The 22212-nt window shown below is 38.3% G+C and carries 27 protein-coding genes; all 27 read left to right on the top strand.

Annotation, left to right across the window (positions count from 1 at the left end):
• The first annotated feature begins 109 nt into the window (after positions 1-109).
• The 27 genes from FXF36_RS08515 to FXF36_RS16285 all read left to right on the top strand — a co-directional run bounded on the left by FXF36_RS08515 (position 110) and on the right by FXF36_RS16285 (position 22180).
• Positions 110-457: a hypothetical protein gene (locus tag FXF36_RS08515; RefSeq protein ID WP_151623352.1), complete on the top strand. Its 348-nt coding sequence runs from the start codon at positions 110-112 to the stop codon at positions 455-457.
• 119 nt (positions 458-576) lie between these two features.
• Positions 577-1125 (top strand): DJ-1 family glyoxalase III, encoded by a 549-nt coding sequence (locus tag FXF36_RS08510; protein ID WP_151623351.1) that lies wholly within the window; start codon positions 577-579, stop codon positions 1123-1125.
• Between the two features lie 12 nt (positions 1126-1137).
• Positions 1138-1824 carry a 5'-methylthioadenosine/adenosylhomocysteine nucleosidase gene (locus tag FXF36_RS08505; protein WP_151623350.1) on the top strand — a complete coding sequence of 229 codons (687 nt, stop codon included), beginning with the start codon at positions 1138-1140 and terminating at the stop codon, positions 1822-1824.
• 25 nt (positions 1825-1849) lie between these two features.
• Entirely contained in the window at positions 1850-2374 is a 525-nt protein-coding gene (locus FXF36_RS08500; RefSeq protein ID WP_151623349.1) for an S-ribosylhomocysteine lyase, read from the top strand.
• Between the two features lie 123 nt (positions 2375-2497).
• Positions 2498-4180 (top strand): phospho-sugar mutase, encoded by a 1683-nt coding sequence (locus FXF36_RS08495; protein ID WP_151623348.1) that lies wholly within the window; start codon positions 2498-2500, stop codon positions 4178-4180.
• Positions 4180-4767 carry a TetR/AcrR family transcriptional regulator gene (locus tag FXF36_RS08490; RefSeq protein WP_151623347.1) on the top strand — a complete coding sequence of 196 codons (588 nt, stop codon included), beginning with the start codon at positions 4180-4182 and terminating at the stop codon, positions 4765-4767. The genes FXF36_RS08495 and FXF36_RS08490 overlap by 1 nt, the downstream gene beginning before the upstream one ends.
• A gap of 183 nt (positions 4768-4950) precedes the next feature.
• Positions 4951-6330: a condensation domain-containing protein gene (locus FXF36_RS08485; protein ID WP_151623346.1), complete on the top strand. Its 1380-nt coding sequence runs from the start codon at positions 4951-4953 to the stop codon at positions 6328-6330.
• The gene (locus tag FXF36_RS08480; RefSeq protein ID WP_151623345.1) at positions 6321-6560 is read left to right on the top strand and encodes an acyl carrier protein; all 240 of its coding nucleotides are present in this window, start codon (positions 6321-6323) and stop codon (positions 6558-6560) included. The genes FXF36_RS08485 and FXF36_RS08480 overlap by 10 nt, the downstream gene beginning before the upstream one ends.
• A gap of 79 nt (positions 6561-6639) precedes the next feature.
• Positions 6640-8172 (top strand): AMP-binding protein, encoded by a 1533-nt coding sequence (locus tag FXF36_RS08475; RefSeq protein ID WP_151623344.1) that lies wholly within the window; start codon positions 6640-6642, stop codon positions 8170-8172.
• A 101-nt stretch (positions 8173-8273) separates the two neighbouring features.
• Positions 8274-9095 (top strand): MBL fold metallo-hydrolase, encoded by an 822-nt coding sequence (locus FXF36_RS08470; RefSeq protein WP_151623343.1) that lies wholly within the window; start codon positions 8274-8276, stop codon positions 9093-9095.
• 149 nt (positions 9096-9244) lie between these two features.
• Positions 9245-9613: a GntR family transcriptional regulator gene (locus FXF36_RS08465; RefSeq protein ID WP_151623342.1), complete on the top strand. Its 369-nt coding sequence runs from the start codon at positions 9245-9247 to the stop codon at positions 9611-9613.
• A gap of 23 nt (positions 9614-9636) precedes the next feature.
• Positions 9637-10515, top strand: a complete 879-nt coding sequence (locus FXF36_RS08460) for an ABC transporter ATP-binding protein (RefSeq protein WP_151623341.1) — start codon at positions 9637-9639, stop codon at positions 10513-10515.
• A gap of 3 nt (positions 10516-10518) precedes the next feature.
• Complete coding sequence (locus tag FXF36_RS08455) at positions 10519-11160, top strand: hypothetical protein (RefSeq protein ID WP_151623340.1); 642 nt, start codon at positions 10519-10521, stop codon at positions 11158-11160.
• Positions 11161-11168: 8 nt separating this feature from the next.
• Entirely contained in the window at positions 11169-11849 is a 681-nt protein-coding gene (locus tag FXF36_RS08450) for a hypothetical protein (RefSeq protein ID WP_151623339.1), read from the top strand.
• A gap of 14 nt (positions 11850-11863) precedes the next feature.
• Positions 11864-12679: a CPBP family intramembrane glutamic endopeptidase gene (locus FXF36_RS08445; RefSeq protein WP_151623338.1), complete on the top strand. Its 816-nt coding sequence runs from the start codon at positions 11864-11866 to the stop codon at positions 12677-12679.
• Between the two features lie 111 nt (positions 12680-12790).
• Positions 12791-13897 carry an acyltransferase family protein gene (locus tag FXF36_RS08440; protein WP_151623337.1) on the top strand — a complete coding sequence of 369 codons (1107 nt, stop codon included), beginning with the start codon at positions 12791-12793 and terminating at the stop codon, positions 13895-13897.
• Positions 13898-13928: 31 nt separating this feature from the next.
• Positions 13929-15365 carry an MBOAT family O-acyltransferase gene (locus FXF36_RS08435; RefSeq protein ID WP_202880046.1) on the top strand — a complete coding sequence of 479 codons (1437 nt, stop codon included), beginning with the start codon at positions 13929-13931 and terminating at the stop codon, positions 15363-15365.
• 10 nt (positions 15366-15375) lie between these two features.
• On the top strand, positions 15376-16662 hold the full coding sequence (locus tag FXF36_RS08430; RefSeq protein WP_151623335.1) for a DHHW family protein: 1287 nt from the start codon (positions 15376-15378) through the stop codon (positions 16660-16662).
• 161 nt (positions 16663-16823) lie between these two features.
• Positions 16824-18104, top strand: a complete 1281-nt coding sequence (locus tag FXF36_RS08425; protein WP_151623334.1) for a M16 family metallopeptidase — start codon at positions 16824-16826, stop codon at positions 18102-18104.
• Between the two features lie 17 nt (positions 18105-18121).
• On the top strand, positions 18122-18706 hold the full coding sequence (locus tag FXF36_RS08420; RefSeq protein WP_151623333.1) for a hypothetical protein: 585 nt from the start codon (positions 18122-18124) through the stop codon (positions 18704-18706).
• Positions 18699-18836, top strand: coding sequence for a hypothetical protein (locus tag FXF36_RS16305; protein ID WP_167511335.1), 138 nt, complete (start codon positions 18699-18701; stop codon positions 18834-18836). Before FXF36_RS08420 ends, FXF36_RS16305 begins: the two co-directional genes overlap by 8 nt.
• Positions 18837-18845: 9 nt before the next feature.
• Entirely contained in the window at positions 18846-19016 is a 171-nt protein-coding gene (locus FXF36_RS16300) for a hypothetical protein (RefSeq protein WP_167511334.1), read from the top strand.
• A gap of 23 nt (positions 19017-19039) precedes the next feature.
• A complete protein-coding gene (locus FXF36_RS16295) occupies positions 19040-19183 on the top strand; it encodes a hypothetical protein (protein ID WP_167511333.1) in 144 nt (47 codons plus the stop codon).
• Between the two features lie 21 nt (positions 19184-19204).
• Positions 19205-19369 (top strand): hypothetical protein, encoded by a 165-nt coding sequence (locus FXF36_RS16290; protein WP_167511332.1) that lies wholly within the window; start codon positions 19205-19207, stop codon positions 19367-19369.
• Between the two features lie 76 nt (positions 19370-19445).
• A complete protein-coding gene (locus FXF36_RS08415; protein WP_151623332.1) occupies positions 19446-20717 on the top strand; it encodes a radical SAM/SPASM domain-containing protein in 1272 nt (423 codons plus the stop codon).
• Position 20718: 1 nt separating this feature from the next.
• A complete protein-coding gene (locus tag FXF36_RS08410) occupies positions 20719-21993 on the top strand; it encodes an MFS transporter (protein ID WP_167511331.1) in 1275 nt (424 codons plus the stop codon).
• A 19-nt stretch (positions 21994-22012) separates the two neighbouring features.
• On the top strand, positions 22013-22180 hold the full coding sequence (locus FXF36_RS16285; protein WP_167511330.1) for a hypothetical protein: 168 nt from the start codon (positions 22013-22015) through the stop codon (positions 22178-22180).
• Positions 22181-22212 lie beyond the last annotated feature (32 nt).

Below are 22212 nucleotides of genomic sequence, written 5' to 3'. Positions count from 1 at the left end.
ATGTTGCTTTGTGTCTAATCTAAGATTTTAATATTTAAAGTTTGTGTATTTTGGTTTTTAGCCCTCCAAACGTGCTACTATTACGATAGTCATCTTTGGAGGGTTTTCTATGGCTATTGCACCTATTAGTGGAATAAGTTCATATGATCAGGTGGGAACTATTCAACCCATGAACTATGCTGTTGAGAACACAGCAGGTTTTTCTGATGTGTACAATGCTGAGACTACCAAGCAGACTGCTGGAGTCAATGGCACACATCCTGTCCAGTACCCGAATGCAAGGGTAGAAGAGGTTGAAGAAGCTGCGGATCCGGCGGCACTTCAGCAAAAGACACTTCAGGCAGCAAGTTCCTTTAATGATATTGCTGCAAAATTCATGAATACCACAGGTTATAGCATGAAAGGTGTTGGCAATACATATAACATGTCAGGAAGTAGATTTGATGCGTATGCATAAATATAGGTTGTAAAAGGAATCTATTAGAGAAATAATTAATAAAAGGAGTCGAGCAATTCGGCTCCTTTTGTGCTATTATAAGGATATTGTGGAATATTTTTCGAAGATGGGAGGTAGACATGAGTAAGGTATTAATCTTTATGGCAGAGGGACACGAGGAAATCGAGGCCCTTACAGTAGTAGATTTACTTAGACGTGCAGGAATAGAGATAGAGACTGTTTCCATTACAGGAGATAAGAAGGTAAAGGGAAGCCATGGAATCACAACTCTTTGTGATAAGTTTATTGAAAATGTAAATTTTGAGGAGGCAGACATGCTGGTACTTCCAGGTGGAATGCCAGGTACTCTGAATCTTGGCTTGTGTGAGCCTCTTATGGATCAGATTCATGGATTTAACACTTCTGGAAAGAAGCTTGCTGCAATTTGTGCTGCACCTACAGTTTTTGGAAAGGCAGGACTTTTGGAAGGCAAGAAGGCTACCTGCTATCCAGGAATGGAGGGCGATTTAATCGGAGCAAAGGTTTCTGCAGATTCTGTATGCCATGATGGAAATATTATTACAAGCCGAGGCTTGGGAACAGCTATTCCATTTGCTCTTGAGATTATCAAGACTTTCCAAGGGGAAGAGGCAGCAGAAAAGATTGCAAAATCTGTAGTATATAAATAAAAGGAGTATAGTATGAGATTAGGAATTATTGGTGCAATGCAGATGGAGATTGAGAATCTTCAACCATCCATCAAGAATTCGGTAAAGGAGACAATCAGTGGCATTTCATTCGTTAAGGGTGAAATCGACGGTATTGAAGTAGTTGCCGCAGTCAGTGGTGTAGGCAAGGTTTTTGCAGCAGTTTGTACAGAGATTATGATTCTTCATTTTGGTGTAGATCATGTGATTAATATCGGTGTGGCAGGCTCTCTTGTAAAGGATTTAAAGGTTCTTGACGTAGCAGTGGCAACCTCAGCTGTTCAGCATGATATGAACACAAGCGCTCTTGGAGATCCACTTGGTCTTGTTTCAGGAATCAATGTGATTAATTTCGAGGCAGATAAGGAGCTCAACGAGGTAGTATGTCAGGCTCTTACAGATATGGGTATTGCTCACGAAACAGGAGTAATTGCTTCTGGTGATTTATTTGTAGATACAGATAAACAGCGTAACAAGATTCACATGAACTTCAACGCTATGGCTGCAGATATGGAAGGCGGAAGTATTGCACATGTATGCTATATTAATAATGTGCCTTTCACACTTATTCGTTCTATCTCAGACGCAGATGGAAGTGCAATGGACTATAACACGTTTGCTGGAAAGGCAGCACAGCAGTCGATTGCAATTGTTTTAGAGGTTATCGAAAGACTCAAATAGATTTGGAATTAATAGGAGGAATAAAATGGATTTAATACCAAGTTTTTCAGTTGATCACAGAGAAATCGTCCCAGGTATCTTCATTAGCCGACAGGATGAAGTTGGAGGTAGCGTTATCACAACCTACGATATTAGAGTTACCAAACCTAACAGGGAGCCATTTGTTGATGTGGCTGCAATGCACACACTTGAGCATATCATTGCTACATTTCTTCGCAATGACCCTGATTGGAAGGATGAAGTAATTTACTGGGGACCAATGGGCTGCCTTACAGGATTTTACCTTATCTTAAAGGGCGGTCGCGCACCTAAGGAGATTCACGATCTTCTTCTTAGAGCATTCAAGTCTGTAGCAGATGCAGACAGTGTGCCAGGAACAAATGAGGAGAACTGTGGAAACTACCTTATGCACAATCTATGGCTTGCTAAGATGCATGCTGAAAAGTTTGCTAAGTACCTTGAGGAGAATGCAAACAATGATGCAATCTTTGAGTATCCAAAGTCTGATAGACTTGTTACTGATGATGGTCGTCAGTTCTTTGATTCATAAAATAGTTATCCTTGGGAGACCTGATTTTGTCGGGTTTCCCTTTATTTTTGTCAGGTTGACATGTCTAACTGAATTACTTAAAATTAAAGAAGTTTTTTAAGCAAATATGAGGAGATGAAGAGTATGTATATGGATGATTACAAGCGTTGGCTCGAGGCAGATCTTGAGGATTGTGATCTTAAGCCAGAGCTTAACAAAATCAACGGAAATGATGAAGAAATTAAGGACAGATTCGCTGTAGCACTTGCTTTCGGTACAGCAGGTCTTCGTGGTGTGCTTGGTGCAGGTACAAACAGAATGAATATCTATGTTGTTCGTCAGGCTACACAGGGCCTTGCAAACTGGGTTAAGACTCAGGGTGGCAACCAGACAGTTGCAATCAGCTACGACTCACGTCTTAAGAGTGATGTTTTCGCAAAGACAGCAGCTGGTGTTCTTGCAGCTAACGGCATCAATGTTCGTATTTACGATGCACTTATGCCAGTTCCAGCTCTTTCATTTGCTACTCGTTACTACAAGTGCAACGCTGGTATCATGGTTACAGCTTCTCACAACCCAGCTAAGTACAATGGATACAAGGCTTATGGTCCAGACGGATGCCAGATGACAGATGATGCAGCAGCTATCGTTTATGCTGAGATTCAGAAGACTGATGTGCTCACAGGCGCAAAGGTTATGTCATTTGCAGAGGGTGTTGAGAAGGGACTTATCAAGTTTGTTGGAGACGATTGCAAGGATGCTTTCTATGCAGCAATCGAGGAGCGTCAGGTTCGTCCAGGTCTTTGCAAGACAGCAGGTCTCAAGCTTGTTTATAGCCCACTCAACGGTTCAGGCTTAGTTCCAGTTACACGCGTTCTTAACGACATTGGTATCACAGATATCACAATCGTTCCAGAGCAGGAATATCCAAACGGCTACTTCACAACCTGTAGCTATCCAAACCCAGAAATCTTTGATGCGCTTAAGCTTGGTCTTGAGCTTGCTAAGGCTGAGGGTGCAGATCTTATGCTTGCTACAGATCCAGATGCAGACCGTGTAGGTATCGCTATGAAGTGTCCAGATGGAAGCTACGAGCTTGTTTCTGGTAACGAGGTTGGCGTACTACTTCTTGATTATATTGCAGCAGGTCGTATCGAAAAGGGCACAATGCCAAAGAATCCTGTAGCAGTTAAGTCGATTGTTTCTACACCGCTTGCAGATGCAGTTGCTGAGCATTATGGTGTTGAGCTTCGTTCAGTTCTTACAGGATTTAAGTGGATTGGTGATCAGATTGCCGGTCTTGAGGCTGATGGAGAGGTTGATAGATTTATCTTCGGTTTCGAGGAGTCATACGGATACCTTGCAGGCCCTTATGTACGTGATAAGGATGCTGTTATCGGTTCAATGCTTATCTGCGAGATGGCTGCTTACTATCGCAGCATCGGAAGCTCACTTAAGCAGCGTCTTGAAGAGATTTATGCAGAGTATGGCCGTTACCTCAACAAGGTAGACTCATTTGAGTTCCCAGGTCTTTCAGGTATGGACACAATGGCTGGTATCATGAACTCACTTCGTGAAAACCCACCAGCAGAGTTTGCAGGCATCAAGGTTTCTAAGGTTACAGACTACAAGAACACAGCTGAGACAGGACTTCCTTCAGCAAATGTTCTTATCTATGGTCTTGAGAATGGATGCACAGTAGTTGTTCGTCCTTCTGGTACCGAGCCAAAGATTAAGACTTACTTCACTACAAAGGGTAAGGATCTTGCAGAGGCAGAGGCAATGAAGGATAAGCTTGCAGAGGCTTTGAAGCCAGTATTAAGCTAATGAATGAATTAGACGAGAGATATACAACTTCAGAGGATGCTATAATTGAGTCCTTCTTCCTGCTCAGCAGGGAGAAGGACTTTGAAAAAATCTCAGTTGCGGATGTGGTGAAGAAGTCTGGAATTGTGCGAAGCACGTTTTATAATCATTATGAAAATGTGCCAGCACTTATTGCGGCAGCAGAGGACCGGACAATAGATGATATATTTAAGCTTATGGAGAGCTTTCATCCGAAAGATGATCATCAGCTTTGCCACTCCTATTTTTTGGCAATTTGCAATTACACCAGGGAAAATCATTTCCTTGCCAGTATTTTGCACAGCCCTCGAGGCGACAGTTTCCTTGAAAAGGCAATGATGATGTTTCATAGATATGTGGCAGAGGCCAGTGAAGGTGGTTCTGTGACCATCAAAAATAAGCAGCTGTTTTCGTATATGATTGCCAGTACTATAGGACTTACACTTGGCATTCTTCATAAATGGACAGCAGAACACTGCGAAACACCTGCTGAAGAAATTGCTGATATATTAACTCGAATTTTCTTAAATGGAATACTTCCGTTTATGGAAGGCGGATTAGATTCATAAGAGTCTAATCCGTCTTTTCATTTTATCAAACAGTATTTTGAAATATGTTTGATATCTTTTGGTCACTTCTAAAAGAAATGTCCATTAAGTCATAACCCCTATGGAACTTGTAAATTTATTGTGATATTTTCATTGGCAAAGTTAAACAACAGTTTATTGAACTAGGCAATGAAAGGGAAAGTTATGAAAAAATACGCATTAACGCCAGCTCAAAATCTTCATTACAGATGGATTCGTAAATACGGTACGCAACAGGTGTCAGGACTTAGTATTGTTGCATCGCTAAAGGCTGATTTAGATTTTAAGCTCCTTGAAAAATGCATAAAAATGGAAATTCTGAGATATGGATGCATGAGGGTACAGTTTACGAAGGCCGACGCCCAGGGCAACATCAGACAGTACATAACAGATAATGTGCAAAAACAGATTCAGATTAAAGATTTATCTGACCTGACCATGGAGAAAGCTGATGGAGTAATGCAAGCCTGGGCATACGAGACTTTTGATGGTAGCGATATTCCAATGTTTGAAATCTTTATGATGAAGTTGCCTGAGGGTTACAACGGATTCTTCCTGCACATGGATCATCGACTTATAGATTCCTGTGGAGTGGTTGTCCTAACCAATGATATTATGTCTCTCTACACTCATTTTAGATTTGGAGCTGATATGCCAATTGACTTGGCTGATTATGAAACTGTTTTACAGAATGATTTGGCTAAGCAGGAAAATGTGAAGCGTTTCACAAGAGATAAGAAGTTTTGGGATGACCTTTTAGATAAATGGGGAGAACCATTATATTCAGATATTCAGGGACCAATGGTGCTAGATAGAGCAAGGAAGCTTCACAACAATCAAAACCTCAGAGCTGCAGATATAGAGCTGAAGGATTTGTTCGTAGCAGTAAAGGATTACAGGCTGGATGGGGATGCCACAAAAAGGCTGATTGATTTTTGCCAGAACAATCAGCTTTCTATGACAAATCTTCTTCTATTAGGAATGAGAACCTATTTATCAAAAATGAATAACGGGCAGCAGGATATTTCCATCCAAAATTTCATCTCGAGACGCTCCACTAGGGATGAATGGACCTCGGGAGGAAGCAGAACGATAATGTTTCCTTGCAGAACCTGTATAAGGCCGGAAACGTCCTTTATGGATGCCGCATATATAATCCAGAACATGCAAAATCAGATTTATATGCATAGCAATTATGATCCTCAGCTGATTTACGATGAGATAAAGAAACGCTATGGCACTCCTGAGAATACAACCTATGAAAGCTGTTATCTCACCTATCAGCCGCTTCCTGTTAAAATGGAAAACCCATACCTGAAGGATATACCGATGCACAGCAAATGGTTTGCAAACGGCGCGGCCACTAAGAAGATGTATCTTACAGTTTCCTATACAGAGGATGGTGGAATGAATTTTTCTTATCACTATCAGACAGCGGATCTAAACGAAAAGCATGTGGAGCTGTTTAACTACTACTTGATGAAAATTATTTTTGAGGGAGTTGAAAAACCAGATATAAAGATAGGAGAGCTGTTATGTCATTAGAAAGAAAATTTAAAGAACTTATTTCACAGTATTGTCAGGCTACACCAGAGGCACTAACAGATAACATCAGATTTCGTGAGGATTTGGATTTCAGTTCACTTGATTTTATGTCTTTCTTGGGCGAGCTGGAGGATGAATTTGATGTTGAACTTCAGCAGGAGCAGGTAGTTCAAATACGCACAGTCGGAGAGGCGCTTTCAATGCTTCAGGATTTGCAGGAGGTGAGCTAACTATGATTAGACATTTGCTAAGAGTAATATGGTTTAGATTAGCGATTTCATTCCATACACTACAGGAGGTTTCTTAGCCATGAATAATTTACGCACCCTTTGGGATGATACTGCAACCAGCTTCAGTGCACTGCCTGCAGTTCGCTGGCTTGAAAAGAGAAATATTTCTGAGGCCAGCTACGGTAAGCTTGATGAAATGGTTAGATGTATAAGGCAGGGTCTTGTCAGCAATGGATTTACTGATTCACATATAGGACTCATTGGAGAGAGTAGCCTACAGTGGATAGCAAGCTACTTAGGTATTGTAACTGGTCAAAATGTGGCGGTTCCTCTTGATGCCCTTCTTCCAGCTGATGATTTAATTGATTTATTGAACCGAGCTGGGGTAGAAGTTCTTTTCCTTAGCCCAAAACTGATAGCTTTGGCTGAGCCTATATTAATTGGCTGTCATAAGCTTAAGCAGATATGGTTGCTTCAGGATTCCTATGAACTTACTATTCCTAATGCAAAAATTGGAGCACTGCCAGAACTGATTGACCTTGGAAAAGGAAAGGATGACGTTCAAGGAGCGGCGGAAGATTCTGTAGGCACAATAATTTATACATCTGGAACCACTGGAAAAAGTAAGGGAGTAATGCTTACACAACGCAATCTATTTGAAAATGTAAGGAATGTTGACTATGTAGTGGACCCAGGTTGTGTAATGATGAGCGTTTTACCAATTCATCACGCATACTGTCTGGTGATGGATTGGCTTAAAGGCTTTTCCTTGGGAGCTATTGTATGTATTAATGATTCACTTATGCATATGGTTAGAAATATAAGCATTTTTAAGCCTAGAGTTATGCTTATGGTTCCATTAATGATTGAGTCAATTTATAAGCGACTGAGAACACTTGGAGATACTCCAGAGGACATAGTCTATGAAACTGTTTTTGGCGGAAATCTGAAAATAATTTTCACAGGTGGAGCTCATTTGGACCCATTTTATATCCATGAGTTTGAGAAGTACGGTATCGATATATTGGAAGGCTATGGAATGTCAGAGTGCTCGCCAGTCATTACCACTAACACGGTGGATTGTCATAAGGCTGGATCAATAGGTAAGCCTCTTGCGAACGTGCAGATAAAATTCCAGGACGGCGAAATTCTGGTAAAGGGCTCCAGTGTTATGAAAGGATACTATGAGATGCCGGAGGAAACAAGTGAGGCATTTACCGAAGATGGATGGCTTCACACAGGTGATAAGGGTTATCTGGACGAGGAAGGATATCTATTCATCAATGGACGAGTTAAGAATTTGATCATTATGTCAAACGGGGAGAACATTTCTCCTGAAGAAATCGAAAACAAACTGGGATTGAATCCATTGGTGGGAGAGGTTATAGTAACCGGAAATGGAACTGGGCTGACAGCAAGTATTTACCCGGATCAGGATGAGATTTTTTCCAGAGGTGTTTCCCCTGAGACCGTTGAGAAACTTTTGCAGGAGTTTATCGACAGTTACAACAGTTCACAACCAAGTTATCGACATATCACATGCCTAGATGTTAGGACAGAACCATTCATCAGAAACACCACAGGAAAAATAAAAAGAACAGCTATAGCATAGAGTAGAGTGAACAGGCTAAAATCAATGAGATTTTAGCCTGTTTTCTTTTGGGTATGTTATGATATGAATAGAATTGGGTTGAAAATATCATGGGGGCAAAAATGGAAACAAAGCTTACGGTAATTGTGGATAATATTCCAAAGGATGAATTGTTGCAGGGTGAGTGGGGATTAAGTATTCTCATTGAATATGGTGAACTGAAAATATTATTGGATACGGGAAAGTCTGAGCTTTTTGCAGAGAATCTTAAGACACTTGGATTTGATATAAAGGATATTGACTATGGAGTGCTGAGCCATGCTCACTATGACCATGCAAATGGAATTCCAAAATTCATGCAGGAGAATTCTAAGGCAAAGTTTTATCTTAGAAAGGCGGTTGACGCAAACTGCTACCATCTTAAATTATTTGGAGCAAGGTATAATGGGATACCTAAAGATTTGTTGACTGATTATGCCAATCGAATTGAATTTCTTGAAGGAGATTATGAGCTCTGCAATGGAGTGTATCTAATACCCCATAAAACTAAGGGACTATCTTGGATTGGACGTCGAGAGATGATGTATAGAAAGACTGCTCATGGCTGGAAAGCAGATGATTTCTCTCATGAGCAGAGCCTAGTTTTGGATACTGATAAAGGGCTTGTAATTCTTAATAGTTGTTCCCATGGTGGGGTACTGAACATCATAAATGAAGTTAAAAGTACATTTCCAAATCAAAAGGTCTATGGCTATATTGGTGGTATGCATTTGTTTAATAAGAGTGAGAGGCATGTACGGAAAGTTGCCAAAGAACTAAAGGAATCGGAAGTGGAATATATTTGTACAGGGCACTGCACCAAGAATAGAGCGTTTGAGATATTGAAGGAGGAATTGGGAGATAGAGTGCAGCAGATGAGAGTCGGATTAGAAATAAAGATTTAGGCTGGGAAAGCTGACTGATGAGGTGGATAATTATTATCTACCTCTTTTTTTATTTCATTTAAGGGGGAAAAAGGGTTGACAGAAAACTTATATGGTGATATGGTTAATTACACAAGTAATTAACCGATGAACTAAAGGAGGTGAGTCACTTGCTTGATAATTTAGGGGAAGATAAATCAATTTATTTGCAGATAAGCGAAATGATAGAGGACGAAATCCTTCGAGGAATAGTAAATGAAGAGGAGCAGGTTCCCAGTACCACGGAGCTTTCAAAGTTTTACAAGATTAACCCAGCCACGGCGGCGAAGGGAATCAACATATTGGTAGACAAGGAGATTCTTTACAAGAAGCGAGGTATTGGTATGTTTGTACAAACGGGGGCAAAGGAAAGGATTATGGAAGCAAGGAAGGAAAGCTTCTATGACACTTTCGTTAAAAAGATAATTACAGAAGCAAAGCTTATCGGAATTAGTAAGGAAGACTTAAAGAAAATGATAGATTCAAGCAAAGAGATGTAATCATCAAATATAAAGGAGGCATTATGGGAACATTATCAGGTAAAAATATAGTAAAAAAATATGGGAAGGATACAGTTCTTAAGAATGTAAATGTTGAAATCGAAACTGGTAAGATTTACGGATTAATCGGTAGAAACGGTGCAGGAAAGACAACTCTTCTTTCAATTCTCACAGCACAGAATCCAGCCACAGAGGGAACAGTTACTTTGGATGGCCAGCCAGTGTGGGAAAACGAGGAGGCACTTTCACATATCTGCTACTCGAGAGAGATTTCTCAGGTCACAATGTTTGGTCCTAATACATTGAAGGTTAAGGATTATCTTTCTACAGCAAAGTCCTTCTATAGAAATTGGGATGAGGATTATGCAAGGGAATTAGTTGAGGCTTTCAACATCAATCCTAAGAAGCGTGTAAGCAAGCTTTCAAAAGGAATGCTTTCAGCAGTTACTATTATCATCGCTCTTGCCAGCAAGGCAGATATTACAATTCTTGATGAGCCAGTCGCAGGTCTCGATGTGGTTGCAAGAGAGCAGTTCTACAAGCTTGTAATTGAGGAATATGCAAACACAGGAAGAACATTTATCATCAGTACTCATATTATTGAAGAAGCAGCAAGCTTATTTGAGAAGGTAATCATCATCGATGATGGTGAGATTAAATTCGAGGAGAACACAGAGGAACTCCTTGCAAGAGCGTATCGTGTCAGCGGAGAGATAGAGGCTGTTGAGAAGGCAGTTGATGGCTTAAAGGTTTATCATCCAGAGAGCATTGGACGCAACAAGGTTGTCACAGTTCTTGCTGATGAGCCAGCAGTTGATTTTGGAGAGGCCGTTCAGGTTGAGCCAGTTCCACTTCAGAATCTTTTCTATGCAATGTGCGTAGACGAAAGAAAGGAGGCTTAAGAAATGAGCGAACTTTCTAAAAGATCAGCAAAGTACTTCTTTATTCAGGGACTTAAGATGATGCTGTTAATCTTAGGTATTCAGGCGATTCTTTGTGTTGAGTGGGCGCTAATGGCAGAAGATACTGCCAGTATGCTGGAACAGATTACAAGAATGTCATTGATGTGCGGAATAATGTTTATGATACTCTTTAATCTTATCTATGCAGTATATGGGCCTAACTGGCTTGATAGCCTGGTTCTTTCTATGGGAGCACGTCGTAAGGACGTATTTGTTGGAGAAATAATTAAGCAGTTCACATTTATTATCTTAAACACAATTATTTACTTAACAATTGCAGTTACAACAGATAATAAAAGATGGATACCAATTATTTTTATATCAGCAGTTGTTGCAGCTTTAACTGGTGCAATTGGTCAGGTGATCGGATACAAGATAAAGAAGTACGGTAAAGTATATCTGGTTATTATCGGTCTTATCGCAGGATGCTTCGGAGCTTTCGCATCTGTTACTACATTTTTAGATATAGATGTTTTGGAATCTTTTAACATGAGCACAGGATTGATAATAGCTCTGGCATTGGTACTGTTTGGATTATTTGAATTCTGGGCATATAAGCTGGGACAGAAGTGTATGGTTATGTAGGAGGGTTTATGAGTAGAAATATAAAAGCTATGGCTCAACTGAAGAAGAATACCGAGCTATATAATTTATTTATCATAATAGGTATTCTTGTTCTGGACGTAATACTATATGGTATTTTTCGTGTTACAGGAGTATCAGATGGTGAGTCTGCTAGTGAGTATATTTCAATGATGTATGGAATGACAGTTGGAATATTCTGCTCGGTTGTTGTGTTTATTAAGCTGTTTATGATGGTTGATGAAGTAACCAGAGGACTGTGCTTTGGAATGACAAGGCGCACACTTTTCACTTATAGCAGAATTGTAGATTTATTAGAAATCCTGATAGTTGCGGTGGTTTCAATTCTAGTTTTGAGAAGTATGAGTGCAGCACTGATTCTAAAAATAGCATTTGCTTTTTATGGATTATTAATGCTGATAGAAGGATTGGCTGGGAACAATATTCTTCGATATGGAAAGGCAGCTTACTGGGTATTCTACATAGCATTTATGTGCTTATTCCTTGGAGCACCACGTTTGATTGGAGTGATTCCGGGAGCAGTAGATTTCGTAGCAACTGTAGTAGAGATGTTTATAAATCCATTCTACAATCAGGGCATTGTATGGGCATCAATTTTGGGATTCATTGCTATTGGCGTAATCATTAATTGGTATACATTTAGAAAACTGGCAGTTAACACAAACTTATAGAGAGGGCAGAATATATGGAGACTAGAACAGTAGACAAAGTAGAATTAATAAAACTTATTATCGTATTTGCGATAGAGATAATCGTTGAATTAGCAGTATCATTTGCATTGCCAAAACTTGGAAACACTTCAGTGCTTGTTAGCACATTGGTTTTAGATGCACTTTTAATACTTGTTACTTTAATTTACACCTTCAAAAAGGGTGACAAGTTAGAGGCCTATGGCTTTAAGAAGATTAAGGTAAGCACATTCTTCTTTACAGTTTTACTCACGTTTGTATCAGCACCAATGTATATGTTTGCAAATGTTTTATCACAGCTTTTTGTACCAAACATCCTGGTGCAGAACATGGACAGCATTTTTGGAGATTCAATGGGCTTGCCACTTTTGGCAATAGTAGTGGTTGCTCCAATCTGTGAGGAGATTGTAATGCGAGGCTTCTTCCATAACCGCTTGAAAAATGTAATGCCATTCGGTGCTGCTGCAGTACTTTCTGGATTTATGTTTGGAGCACTTCATTTGAACCTTAATCAGTTTTGTTATGCATGGGTCCTTGGAGTATTATTCGCATATGCGAATAGAGCCAGTGGCAGCACAATTACTTCAGTTATTATGCATATGCTTACAAATGGCTTCAATATGGCTATAATGATAGCTGCAAATTATGCTTTAAAAATAATTGGCACAGATCTTGCAACTGCTTCAGAGGCAGCAAGAACTAATGGGACATCGGCATGGGTTAATGTAGTCGTCTATGGAATTCTTGCAGTTATTTCATTCTTCTTAAGTAGAAAGATTATTAGAGCCATTGCAAAGAGAGAAAACAACTAACCACCTTCCCCTTTACGGGGAAGGCTTTTTTTATTTTATTTTAAAGAGTACTTTGGGTATAATAGATATATATATTAATATTTATAATTTAGTTTTAATGGAGATTAAAGAATGACTAAGCCTAAGAAAAATGGACGGGTGGAGTTTTTACGTTTTATTTTTGCTTTAGCTATTTTGTTTTTTCATATCCATAAGAGATTTGCAGATGGTGGTGTGATTGAAATTGGTAACACTGGTTTCAATTTCTTCTCCAGAGGGTATATTGGGGTTGAGTTTTTCTTCCTGGTTTCAGGCTACTTGCTTGCCGCAGGAGCATATGCCAAGCGGGAGCAGTCTACGGAGTTTATAGGTACCGAGACAGCGCTGATGATGAAGAAAAAGTTCTGGAACATTTTCCCATATCATCTGTTTGCAATCATTCTTACAATTATCGCAAATGCGTATTTCTTAGAGAAGACGGCAATTGACAGGTATCATTATGTTATTGATTCCTGGGCTTCCATTTTCTTTTTGCAGGTATTTGGTTTTGACAGCAATTGGGTTAACAAGCTGACCTGGTACATTGATGTTTGGCTTATGGTTACATTTATTTTTTACCCATTGCTGCGCAAGCACTATGATATTTTTGTAAAGATAATATGCCCGCTACTGGCACTGTTCATCTTGGGATATATGGCTCATGAGTATGACAGCGTTGCAGGTGTTGATGGTTGGACAGGAATGTTTTATAAGTGCTTCCTGAGAGGACTTTCTGAAATGTCACTTGGATGTTGTACCTACAGTCTGACTCGTCAGTTTTCACGATATAATTTCTCCAAGGCGGGGAAGATTTTATTGGCCATACTTGAGGTTGTCTGCTATCTGATTGCTTTCAACTATGCCTGCACAGAGGTTGATGTAAACTATAGCTACCCAGTTATTTTCGTGCTTTGGGTAGGAGTAACACTTTCATTTTCTGATATTAACCCATGCCATGAGACTTTCGACAAGCCTATATTCGGATGGTTAGGTAAAGTCAGTCTCATGATTTATCTGAATCAGTTTTATGCTATTCGATTAGTTCAGGAGCTTATGGCTGATTCAAGTTTTGCAGTCAAAGCGGTAATGTGTACAGTAATCACATTTGCGGGGGCGTTTGCCTGCGACAAGGTGGTTGGATGGTTCAACAAAAATAAGCCATTCAGCAAGCTGATTTTTAACGATTCCAGGGGAGAATAAATTGGTTTTCAGCTCATTAATATTTTGCACAGTGTTTCTGCCACTTTGCCTTTTAGTTTACTATGGTGTTCCAAAGGTATTATGTGGTGGAACCGAGGGCAGAATCATTGTATCTAATTATATATTGCTGGTATTCAGCCTGATATTTTATGCCTTTGGAGGGGTGAAATATCTATTGCTGATTGCTCTGGTTATTCTTGTGAACTGGGGCGCCGGATTCTTGTGTTCTAAGGAAAGTCATGGGGATGGCCTTAGGCGAGTGGGGCTCATAGGGGCAATTCTTTGCGATATGGGACTGCTTTTTTTCTTTAAGTATTTCAACCTTTTTGTCGCTACAATTGAAAATTTGTTTTATGCTGGTGAACTCACTGATGCAGAAAGAACAGCAGGGGTATTATCTGGAACTGGTACAGGAGCTCTTGGAATTCCAGAGATTATACTTCCAGTTGGAATTTCATTTTTTACATTTCAGGCATTGTCTTATGTAATTGATGTCTACAAAGATGATGTAGATGTTCAGACAAATCCATTTTATTTTGCGCTATATATTTCTTGCTTTCCTCAGCTGATAGCAGGCCCGATTGTACATTACAAGGACATTGCGGGACAGCTTACAGACAGAAGTGTCGGTTCTTATGAGTTTGCAGAGGGAATAAAGCGATTCTGTTTTGGCCTGAGCAAGAAGGTACTGATTGCAAATACATTAGCGTCTGTGGTAGATAAGATCTGGGATATGGATATATCACAGCTAGATTGCACGGTAGCATGGCTTGGCGCTTTTTGCTATTCCTTCCAAATATATTTTGATTTTAGTGGATATTCGGATATGGCAATTGGACTTGGAAAGATGTTTGGCTTTGACTTCAAGGAAAACTTTAATCATCCATACAGATCTGAATCAATCCGGGAGTTTTGGAGACGCTGGCACATTTCACTTTCCACCTGGTTTAGGGATTATGTATATATTCCATTAGGCGGAAGCAGATGTTCTGCGGTGAAGATGTATTTCAATATCTTTGTAGTATTTCTTCTTACAGGAATCTGGCACGGAGCAAACTGGACCTTTCTGGTTTGGGGAGTAGTGTATGGCATACTTTTGATTCTTGAAAGATTGTTTTTGGGAAAGCTTCTTGAGAAGAATCCAATTAAGTTCTTCAATAGATTGCTGATTTTTATTATAGTAACGTTGCTTTGGGTAGTGTTTAGAGCCAATACGATTATGGCTGCAGCTACTTACATTTCAAGAATGTTTGTGGGTGGATTTAGACCACTGAATCTACTTAATTATCTGTCTGGAATGAGTGTGATTACCTTTGTGTTTGCATGCTTGTTTGGAGGATTTGTTCAGGCTCACATGAGTGTGAAGGCAGTGAAAGGAAACGCCTTTGTTTGTCTGGGTCTGCTTTTGTTGAGCTTGCTGTTTTTGGTGAACAACACCTATAATCCATTTATTTATTATCAATTCTAGAGGCGTGCCCATGAATTTCACTAATGTTAAAAACCGCATATTCATCCTGGTGTTCCTTGCCATCCTTGTTTTTCCATGGGTAGGAGGTAGTGCGCTGAGTTTATCAAATCATGAGTTGTTTAATAAGCTTTCAATCGTCGAAACCGAGAAACGTGAAATGCAGGAGATAGATTGGGGCAACCTGTTGAATACAGGTGAGAGTGTTTCAGGCTATATTGATGACAGAATTCCATTTAGATACACTCTGATTTCATGGTATAAGGCACTTAACGATGCAATAGAGGAAAAATATCAGGTGGTAGCCACAGCAGTTGGTCAGAAGTTCTATAGTGCCAAGGCGGAAGAAAAGAAGACTGTGGTGGACAGAGGAGAAACTAATAAGCCAATTGTACCTGGGGAAGAGGTTCAGGCTCCTGCAGCGGAAGAAGCAGAAAATGAATTCTATTTCCCACTTCATACTTATCAGGACATAATTATCGGCCGTGGTGGTTGGCTATTCCTGTATGGTGAGAATGAAATCGAATGCTATCAGGGAACAAATATATTAAGTGAAGATGATACAGTCCATTATATAAATCTGGTGAATCAGTTGAATTCGATTTGCCAGGCCAAGGGGAAGGAGCTTTATGTTTATATTGCGCCTAATAAATCCTCTGTGTACCCTCAGTATATGCCGACAGTGGAAATAGCAACCAGCTATCGTAGAATTCAGCAGCTTTACGAGAGAATGCAGTATGAGGCAACCGCTCCATTTATTTATCCTCTATTGGAGGAGATGGAGGCTTCCAACAATTATCAGATTTACTACAAATATGATAGTCACTGGAATTATCTGGGAGCTTTGTATGGCACAAATGCTCTTTATGCAAGGATGGGAGTTGAGCAAACAGATCCAACTCAGTGGATTACAGGTACGCAGGATGCTGAGAAGTATGAGCTTTATACCTACATGGGTATACCGGATTCTATGGTAAGTCATGATGACGTAGAGCAGACTGTGGATTATCGTCCTGAGATTACTGTTGAAGGTCTGAACTTGGAAAAGATGATTTGCCGCACTACAAGCAACGGAGCAAATCAAAAGAAGCTGTGCCTAATCGGCGACAGCTTCCGTGTAAATATGATGCCATATCTCTCCAAAGACTTCACGAACTGCACCTTCGCACACCGCGACTACATGGGCGAAATCCATGGAGACATTAAGAACGCCGATATCATCGTCATCGAAGCTGTAGAGCGCTACGACTACGAAGCCTTCCACACGATACAGCGTGTTATAAATGTCTTGAGTAACTAAGTCTATTAGATTAATACATGACAGATATAAGAGTTAGCTTTGAGCTGACTCTTATTTTTTTAACTAAATGGAAACATTGTAGTTTCTATTTTTGATTATTCTTTTGATGTTGAAAGTCTTTTATTCTTTAATCATCAAATAGATGAGTGAGGAACAAATAAGTGTACGATTTAGTAAATGCATATTTGGAAAATGGATTACGTATAGTGTTACATAGGATACCTCAAACCAGAACTACATCATGTGGTTTGTGGGTGAAACAAGGTAGTAGCTATGAGACTGATGATAATAATGGATTATCTCACCTTACAGAGCACTTGGCATTAAATCCTCACAATAGACTGAATAACAAATATCAAAACTTGATGGAAGAAGCTGCCGCAGAGGGAGTTATATATAATGCGGCAACTACGAAGGAGTATACCTGTTACTATTTCACAGGTTTAAGTAGAACGTTGGGTACGTGTTTACAGGCACTAGGATGTATTGCTAAAGAAAATCGAGAATTTGATTTAGATTTTTTTGAGAATGAAAAAAGTGTAGTAGAACAGGAAGCTATAGGTTTCTATTCTGCTTTTCAGCAAATAAAGGAACGAACCAGTTCGGCTCTATGGGGAAATACTGGAACTGGAAAAATAATAATGGGTGATATCCAAAATATAAGAAATGCAAAGAGAGAGCAAGTTGCAAGTATTATGGATAAAGCATATATACCTAATAATTCAGTTTTGGTTGTAATTGGAGATATTAAATATGCTGAGCTCTTAAATCAAATAGAAGATATTTTTTCTGATTGGGAGACTAAAAAGTTATTGATTCATGAGCAGGCAGTTGAAAGTACACCTGGTGTATATATAAACAAGGGACAGGGGGTAAGTGCAGTCTTATCACTAGGATTTAGAACAACAGGATACAGTGATTATAATAGACCGTCTATTGAGATGGCAGTAAGATTGCTTGGTCAAAGCGGGTTACACGCCAGAATGATAGAGGAAATTCGAATGAAACGTGGATTGTCATATAACTTAGGTGGATTCGATAGTTTTTATAGTAAGAGAGGTACCATAGGTTTTATGGCCGTCAGTGAAAAGAAAAATATAGTTGAAATTGCAAAAATTATGACTGCTGTTTTAAATGAGGCAAATGAAAAGGGTTTTTCCGAATATGAAATAGAAAATGAAAAGAAAGCAATGGAAACAATGTTGCTTTTATCGGTAGACAATATAACAGATCATTTAAGATGCATAGGAAAATGTGCTGTTATGGATAAAGATTTTTATATCGAAAATGAGGTTCGAGCGATTAGAGACATAACCAACGAAATGGTGAATGAAACATCAAGAAAGGTGTTTAATATGGATAATCTAGGCCTAGCTTGTATAGGCGAAGTAGATGTTGATGAGTTAGTAGAGAATGTACAAATAACTAGTTTAGTCAGCTAGAAAAATGGGAGAAGAGAATGAGTAGTCCAGAATTATCATGCATTTATGAAATGAATATGTTTCAAGAGGATAAAGAATTAAATGAAGATATTTTATCCGGTAGAGCCTTTGATGTTTTATTGACATTATTGGATTCAAAACAAACAAGTGAGAACATTTCTCGTAGATTGAAGATGCCAAATTTTTCAACACAAATGTATTTAAATCGCTTGGTATTAGCAGGTATTGTAACCGAAAAGAAAACTCAGTTAACAAATGGTCTACTTGAAAAAGAATATTCATTAGTATCTAAAGATTTATCAATTATTAATGATTTGAGCAAGAGTAAGTCTAGTAAGCAATGTGAAAATGAGCTTACAGCCCATCATTTTGCTGTAATGACAAAACAAGCAATCAAATGTGCAGGAACTCATAAAAACAAACCATATCAGATAGGCTCATATTTTATGAAAGTAAAATTAGAGGATATGGAAGCGTTCAAGCATGAGATAGATGCACTTTTTGATAAATTTAGGGCCTTGGAAGATACAGAACAAACTCAAACATACAGTTTGTTTACAGTTATGGCACCGTATGAGGAGGGAGGTGAATTAAGTGAGTAGTGAAACGGAAAATACGAATATGACCATTGTTCAAGATGGCGAAGTGCCAATTCAGATTTTAAACACAGAAGTAAATCCAAGCGAGCAAGAGGAGAATAACGGTATCAGTTATATTATTTCATTTGATTAGGAGGAAAAAATGATGAGAGATTATGAATTTAGTAAGGAAATGGTAGATGTAGTTGATGGTAAGGTAGTGATCAGTTCTGAGGAACTTGCAAATGCTATCCAGGCTGGAGAGATCGATTTGGTATCTGAGGATGAGGCTGGATGGAATATTATCTGCCAGATTTCAAGCACAAAGTTATAAGATGCACGATGAGGGAGCATAAAATGGATAAAGATACTAAAGAGATAGTAAATGATGTGAAGATTGACGCTGAGGAGATGGCAAACTTTATTCAGGGAACGGTTGATCTGAATGCGGAAGAATCAGCAGCGATGTTGTGTATATGTCGTGGTATCGGAAAAATATAATTAGAAAGGGAGAAAAAAATAATGAACAGATATGAAATCGCAGAGAATGCGGAAGTGGTAGATGGAAAGGTAGTAATTAGTTCTGAGGAACTTGCAAATGCTATTCAGGCTGGAGAGATTGATTTGGTATCTGAGGATGAAGCAGGGTTTAACATTATCTGCCAGATTTCCGGTTCAAAATTATAAAAAGTAGTAGAAACTAAAATTTTTAAACTGTGTCATACGAGCAATTGTATGGCACAGTTATTGAGGATAATACAATATGAAACTATCTAACTATGTGATTGATCAAGAAGTATGTGATGGTAATAGGATTTTATATAACGTAGCTAGTAGACGATACTATGCATATAGTAAAGAAGAGCAAGACTATATAAAAGAGTTATTGAAAAATATTAATAAAGAAAACTATACCCTCAAGGAAGCAGAAACTATTAAGAGCATGTATTCTAAGGGGATAATAATAGATGATAACATAGACGAGTTAGATGTCTTGGAGTATGAGGAAAAAAAATGTACTTGTAGAGATAGCATCTTAAGGCTGACGGTATATTTGACAAATGCTTGTAATTTTAGATGCACCTATTGTCAGCAGGAACATATCAATAAGAATATAGATGACCAGACAGTTAATAGTGTGATTCTTTATTTAATTAGGGAATCTAAGAAAAGGCGTAATATCAATATTAATTGGTTTGGAGGAGAGCCGCTATTACAATATGAAACAATTATCAAAATACTAAAGAAAGTGTTACCTGTTGCTCAAGAAAATGGGTGCGTGATTATTTCATCAGTAGTAACAAATGGATATTTGTTGGATGAAGCTAAAGCGAGGGAGCTCTATGAATTAGGAGTAAAGACTATGCAAATTACAGTTGATGGTAATAAAGCAAGTCACGACAGTCGAAGAGTATTGGTAAATGGACAGGGAACGTATGATAGAGTTTTATCAGGGGTAGAGTCTGCTTCGAGGAATGGAATAAAGGTCATTCTGCGAATGAACATTAATAAAGATAATCTTAATAATCAGACTCAAATTTTAGAAGATATAGACCCTCCTTTAAGAAAGAACATCCATATAAGCATAGCTAATATTTTTCAGGAGAACGAGAAAGTTAGTTCATTTGAAATAAAGATGTATGCATATTCATTAGGGTATAAAAATTGTGAACGATATAATAATTTTTATGGTTGTCAATCTTGTGGGCACAATGCTGTAGCAATAAATACCGATGGAAAAATACTTTTTTGTACAAACTGTGAAGGCGACGATGAGGTTGGTTATTTAAAAGATGATGGAAGGTTGATATATAAAAATAGGCAGTTATATGAGCAGCGATTAGATAAGTCTTTAATAAAGAATGTAGAATGTAGAAAATGTAAAGAATTACCTCTTTGTTTAGGCGGATGTAGGTATTATAATGCGTTTGCGGATGATGGAACATGTAGAGGAAAAAGAGCTGACGGCATGAGTTTGGAAGAAGTTGCATATTTGGATTATTACTATGATACATGTAACAAAAGGGAGGCATAGAATGGAGAAGCAACATTCGTATAAAGATGTTTTATCACAAAAAGAATATTTAAAAATGATGCTCGCAGCGTTGATAAATAGATTTGGAGATTCCATAGATGCAATTGCAAGTACCTGGATAGTTTATCAACTTACAAATTCTGCAGCATGGTCAGCTTTGATATTTGGAATTAATAATCTACCTACGGTTTTAATAACACCTTTTGCAGGAACGTGGGTTGAGGGACGAAACAAAAAGATAATAATGATTGTGACAGATATTATTAGGGCAATTGTTGTAGCTATGGTTGCTTCATTATTTCTTGCGGGATTGCTTAGACCATGGATGTTATTAGTATCTAATATTCTAATTTCGACTGTAGAAGCTTTCAGAGGGCCTGCAGATACAGCTTTGACACCTAAAGTTCTTGATGAAGAATTATATGAATATGGCATGTCTCTTCATAGTTCACTTTCTCAAATAGTTCAATTGGTAGGTATGGGATGTGCTGCTGGAATAATTGCATTAATAGGAATATCTGGAGCTCTATATATTGATATGGGTACCTTTATTATATCTAGTATCATTATTCTTTTTGTAAATATTAAAAATGATGAACTGGTAAAAAAGACTTTTCATATTAGTGGATATGTAGAGGATTTTAAGGATGGAATAAGATATGTGTCCAAGGAAAATGTAATTGTTTTCTTTTTACTATATACAGTCTTCATAAATGCTATTTTAGTTCCTATAAATGGTTTGCAGGCACCATTGGCAGATACGGTACTGCATAATGGGGTAGAAATACTATCAATTTTATCGGTTTCGGTTTCGCTGGGAATGTTGAGTGGCTCGATTACTTACCCTCATATATCTAAGTTCGTATCAAATAAAGGAATAAATGTAATTAATGGTCTTATAATAGGTTTATTCTATATATTAATAATATGTGCTAAACCACTATATTCCAATAGTTTAACTACTTGTTTGGTTGTAGCTATATTATCATTTGTTCTTGGTCTTGGAGTAGCTTATGGTAATTGTATGATGAATATAGTTTTTATGAAAAAAGTCGACAAGAAATATATAGCTCGCGCAGTTGCAATAGCTACATCAGTTGGAGTAGCGGCAATGCCAGTTGTATCATTTTGTATAAGTGTGTTAGCATCTGTAGTAAATGTAGAAGTCATATTTATAGTTGCGGGGCTTTTGGATTTTGTGGTAGTTTATTGTTTATCAAAGAATAATGCATTAGATGAAGATGATGCAGAAGAAATATTATTGGCGAATGATTAGTCATATTAAGGGGGAATTTATGATGAAAAGTGTGAAGGTAAAAGTAGTAGTATTGTTGTTACTTGTAATTGCAACGTTTGAATTACTGATGGTTCAACCTGCAAAGTATAACCAAGAATTTAAAATGGGGGCTGTTGAGGATTCAGTTGATCTAAATGAGGATAGGGATTTTATTATTAGAGCATAGCTAAAAAAACAAGCGCATTAGGCGCTTGTTTT

Origin of the sequence: Pseudobutyrivibrio xylanivorans (assembly GCF_008935055.1) — a bacterium.
GTDB lineage: Bacteria > Bacillota > Clostridia > Lachnospirales > Lachnospiraceae > Pseudobutyrivibrio > Pseudobutyrivibrio xylanivorans_A.
The sequence above is the reverse complement of the archived record's forward strand: the minus strand, read 5'-3'. Positions and strand labels throughout refer to the sequence as shown.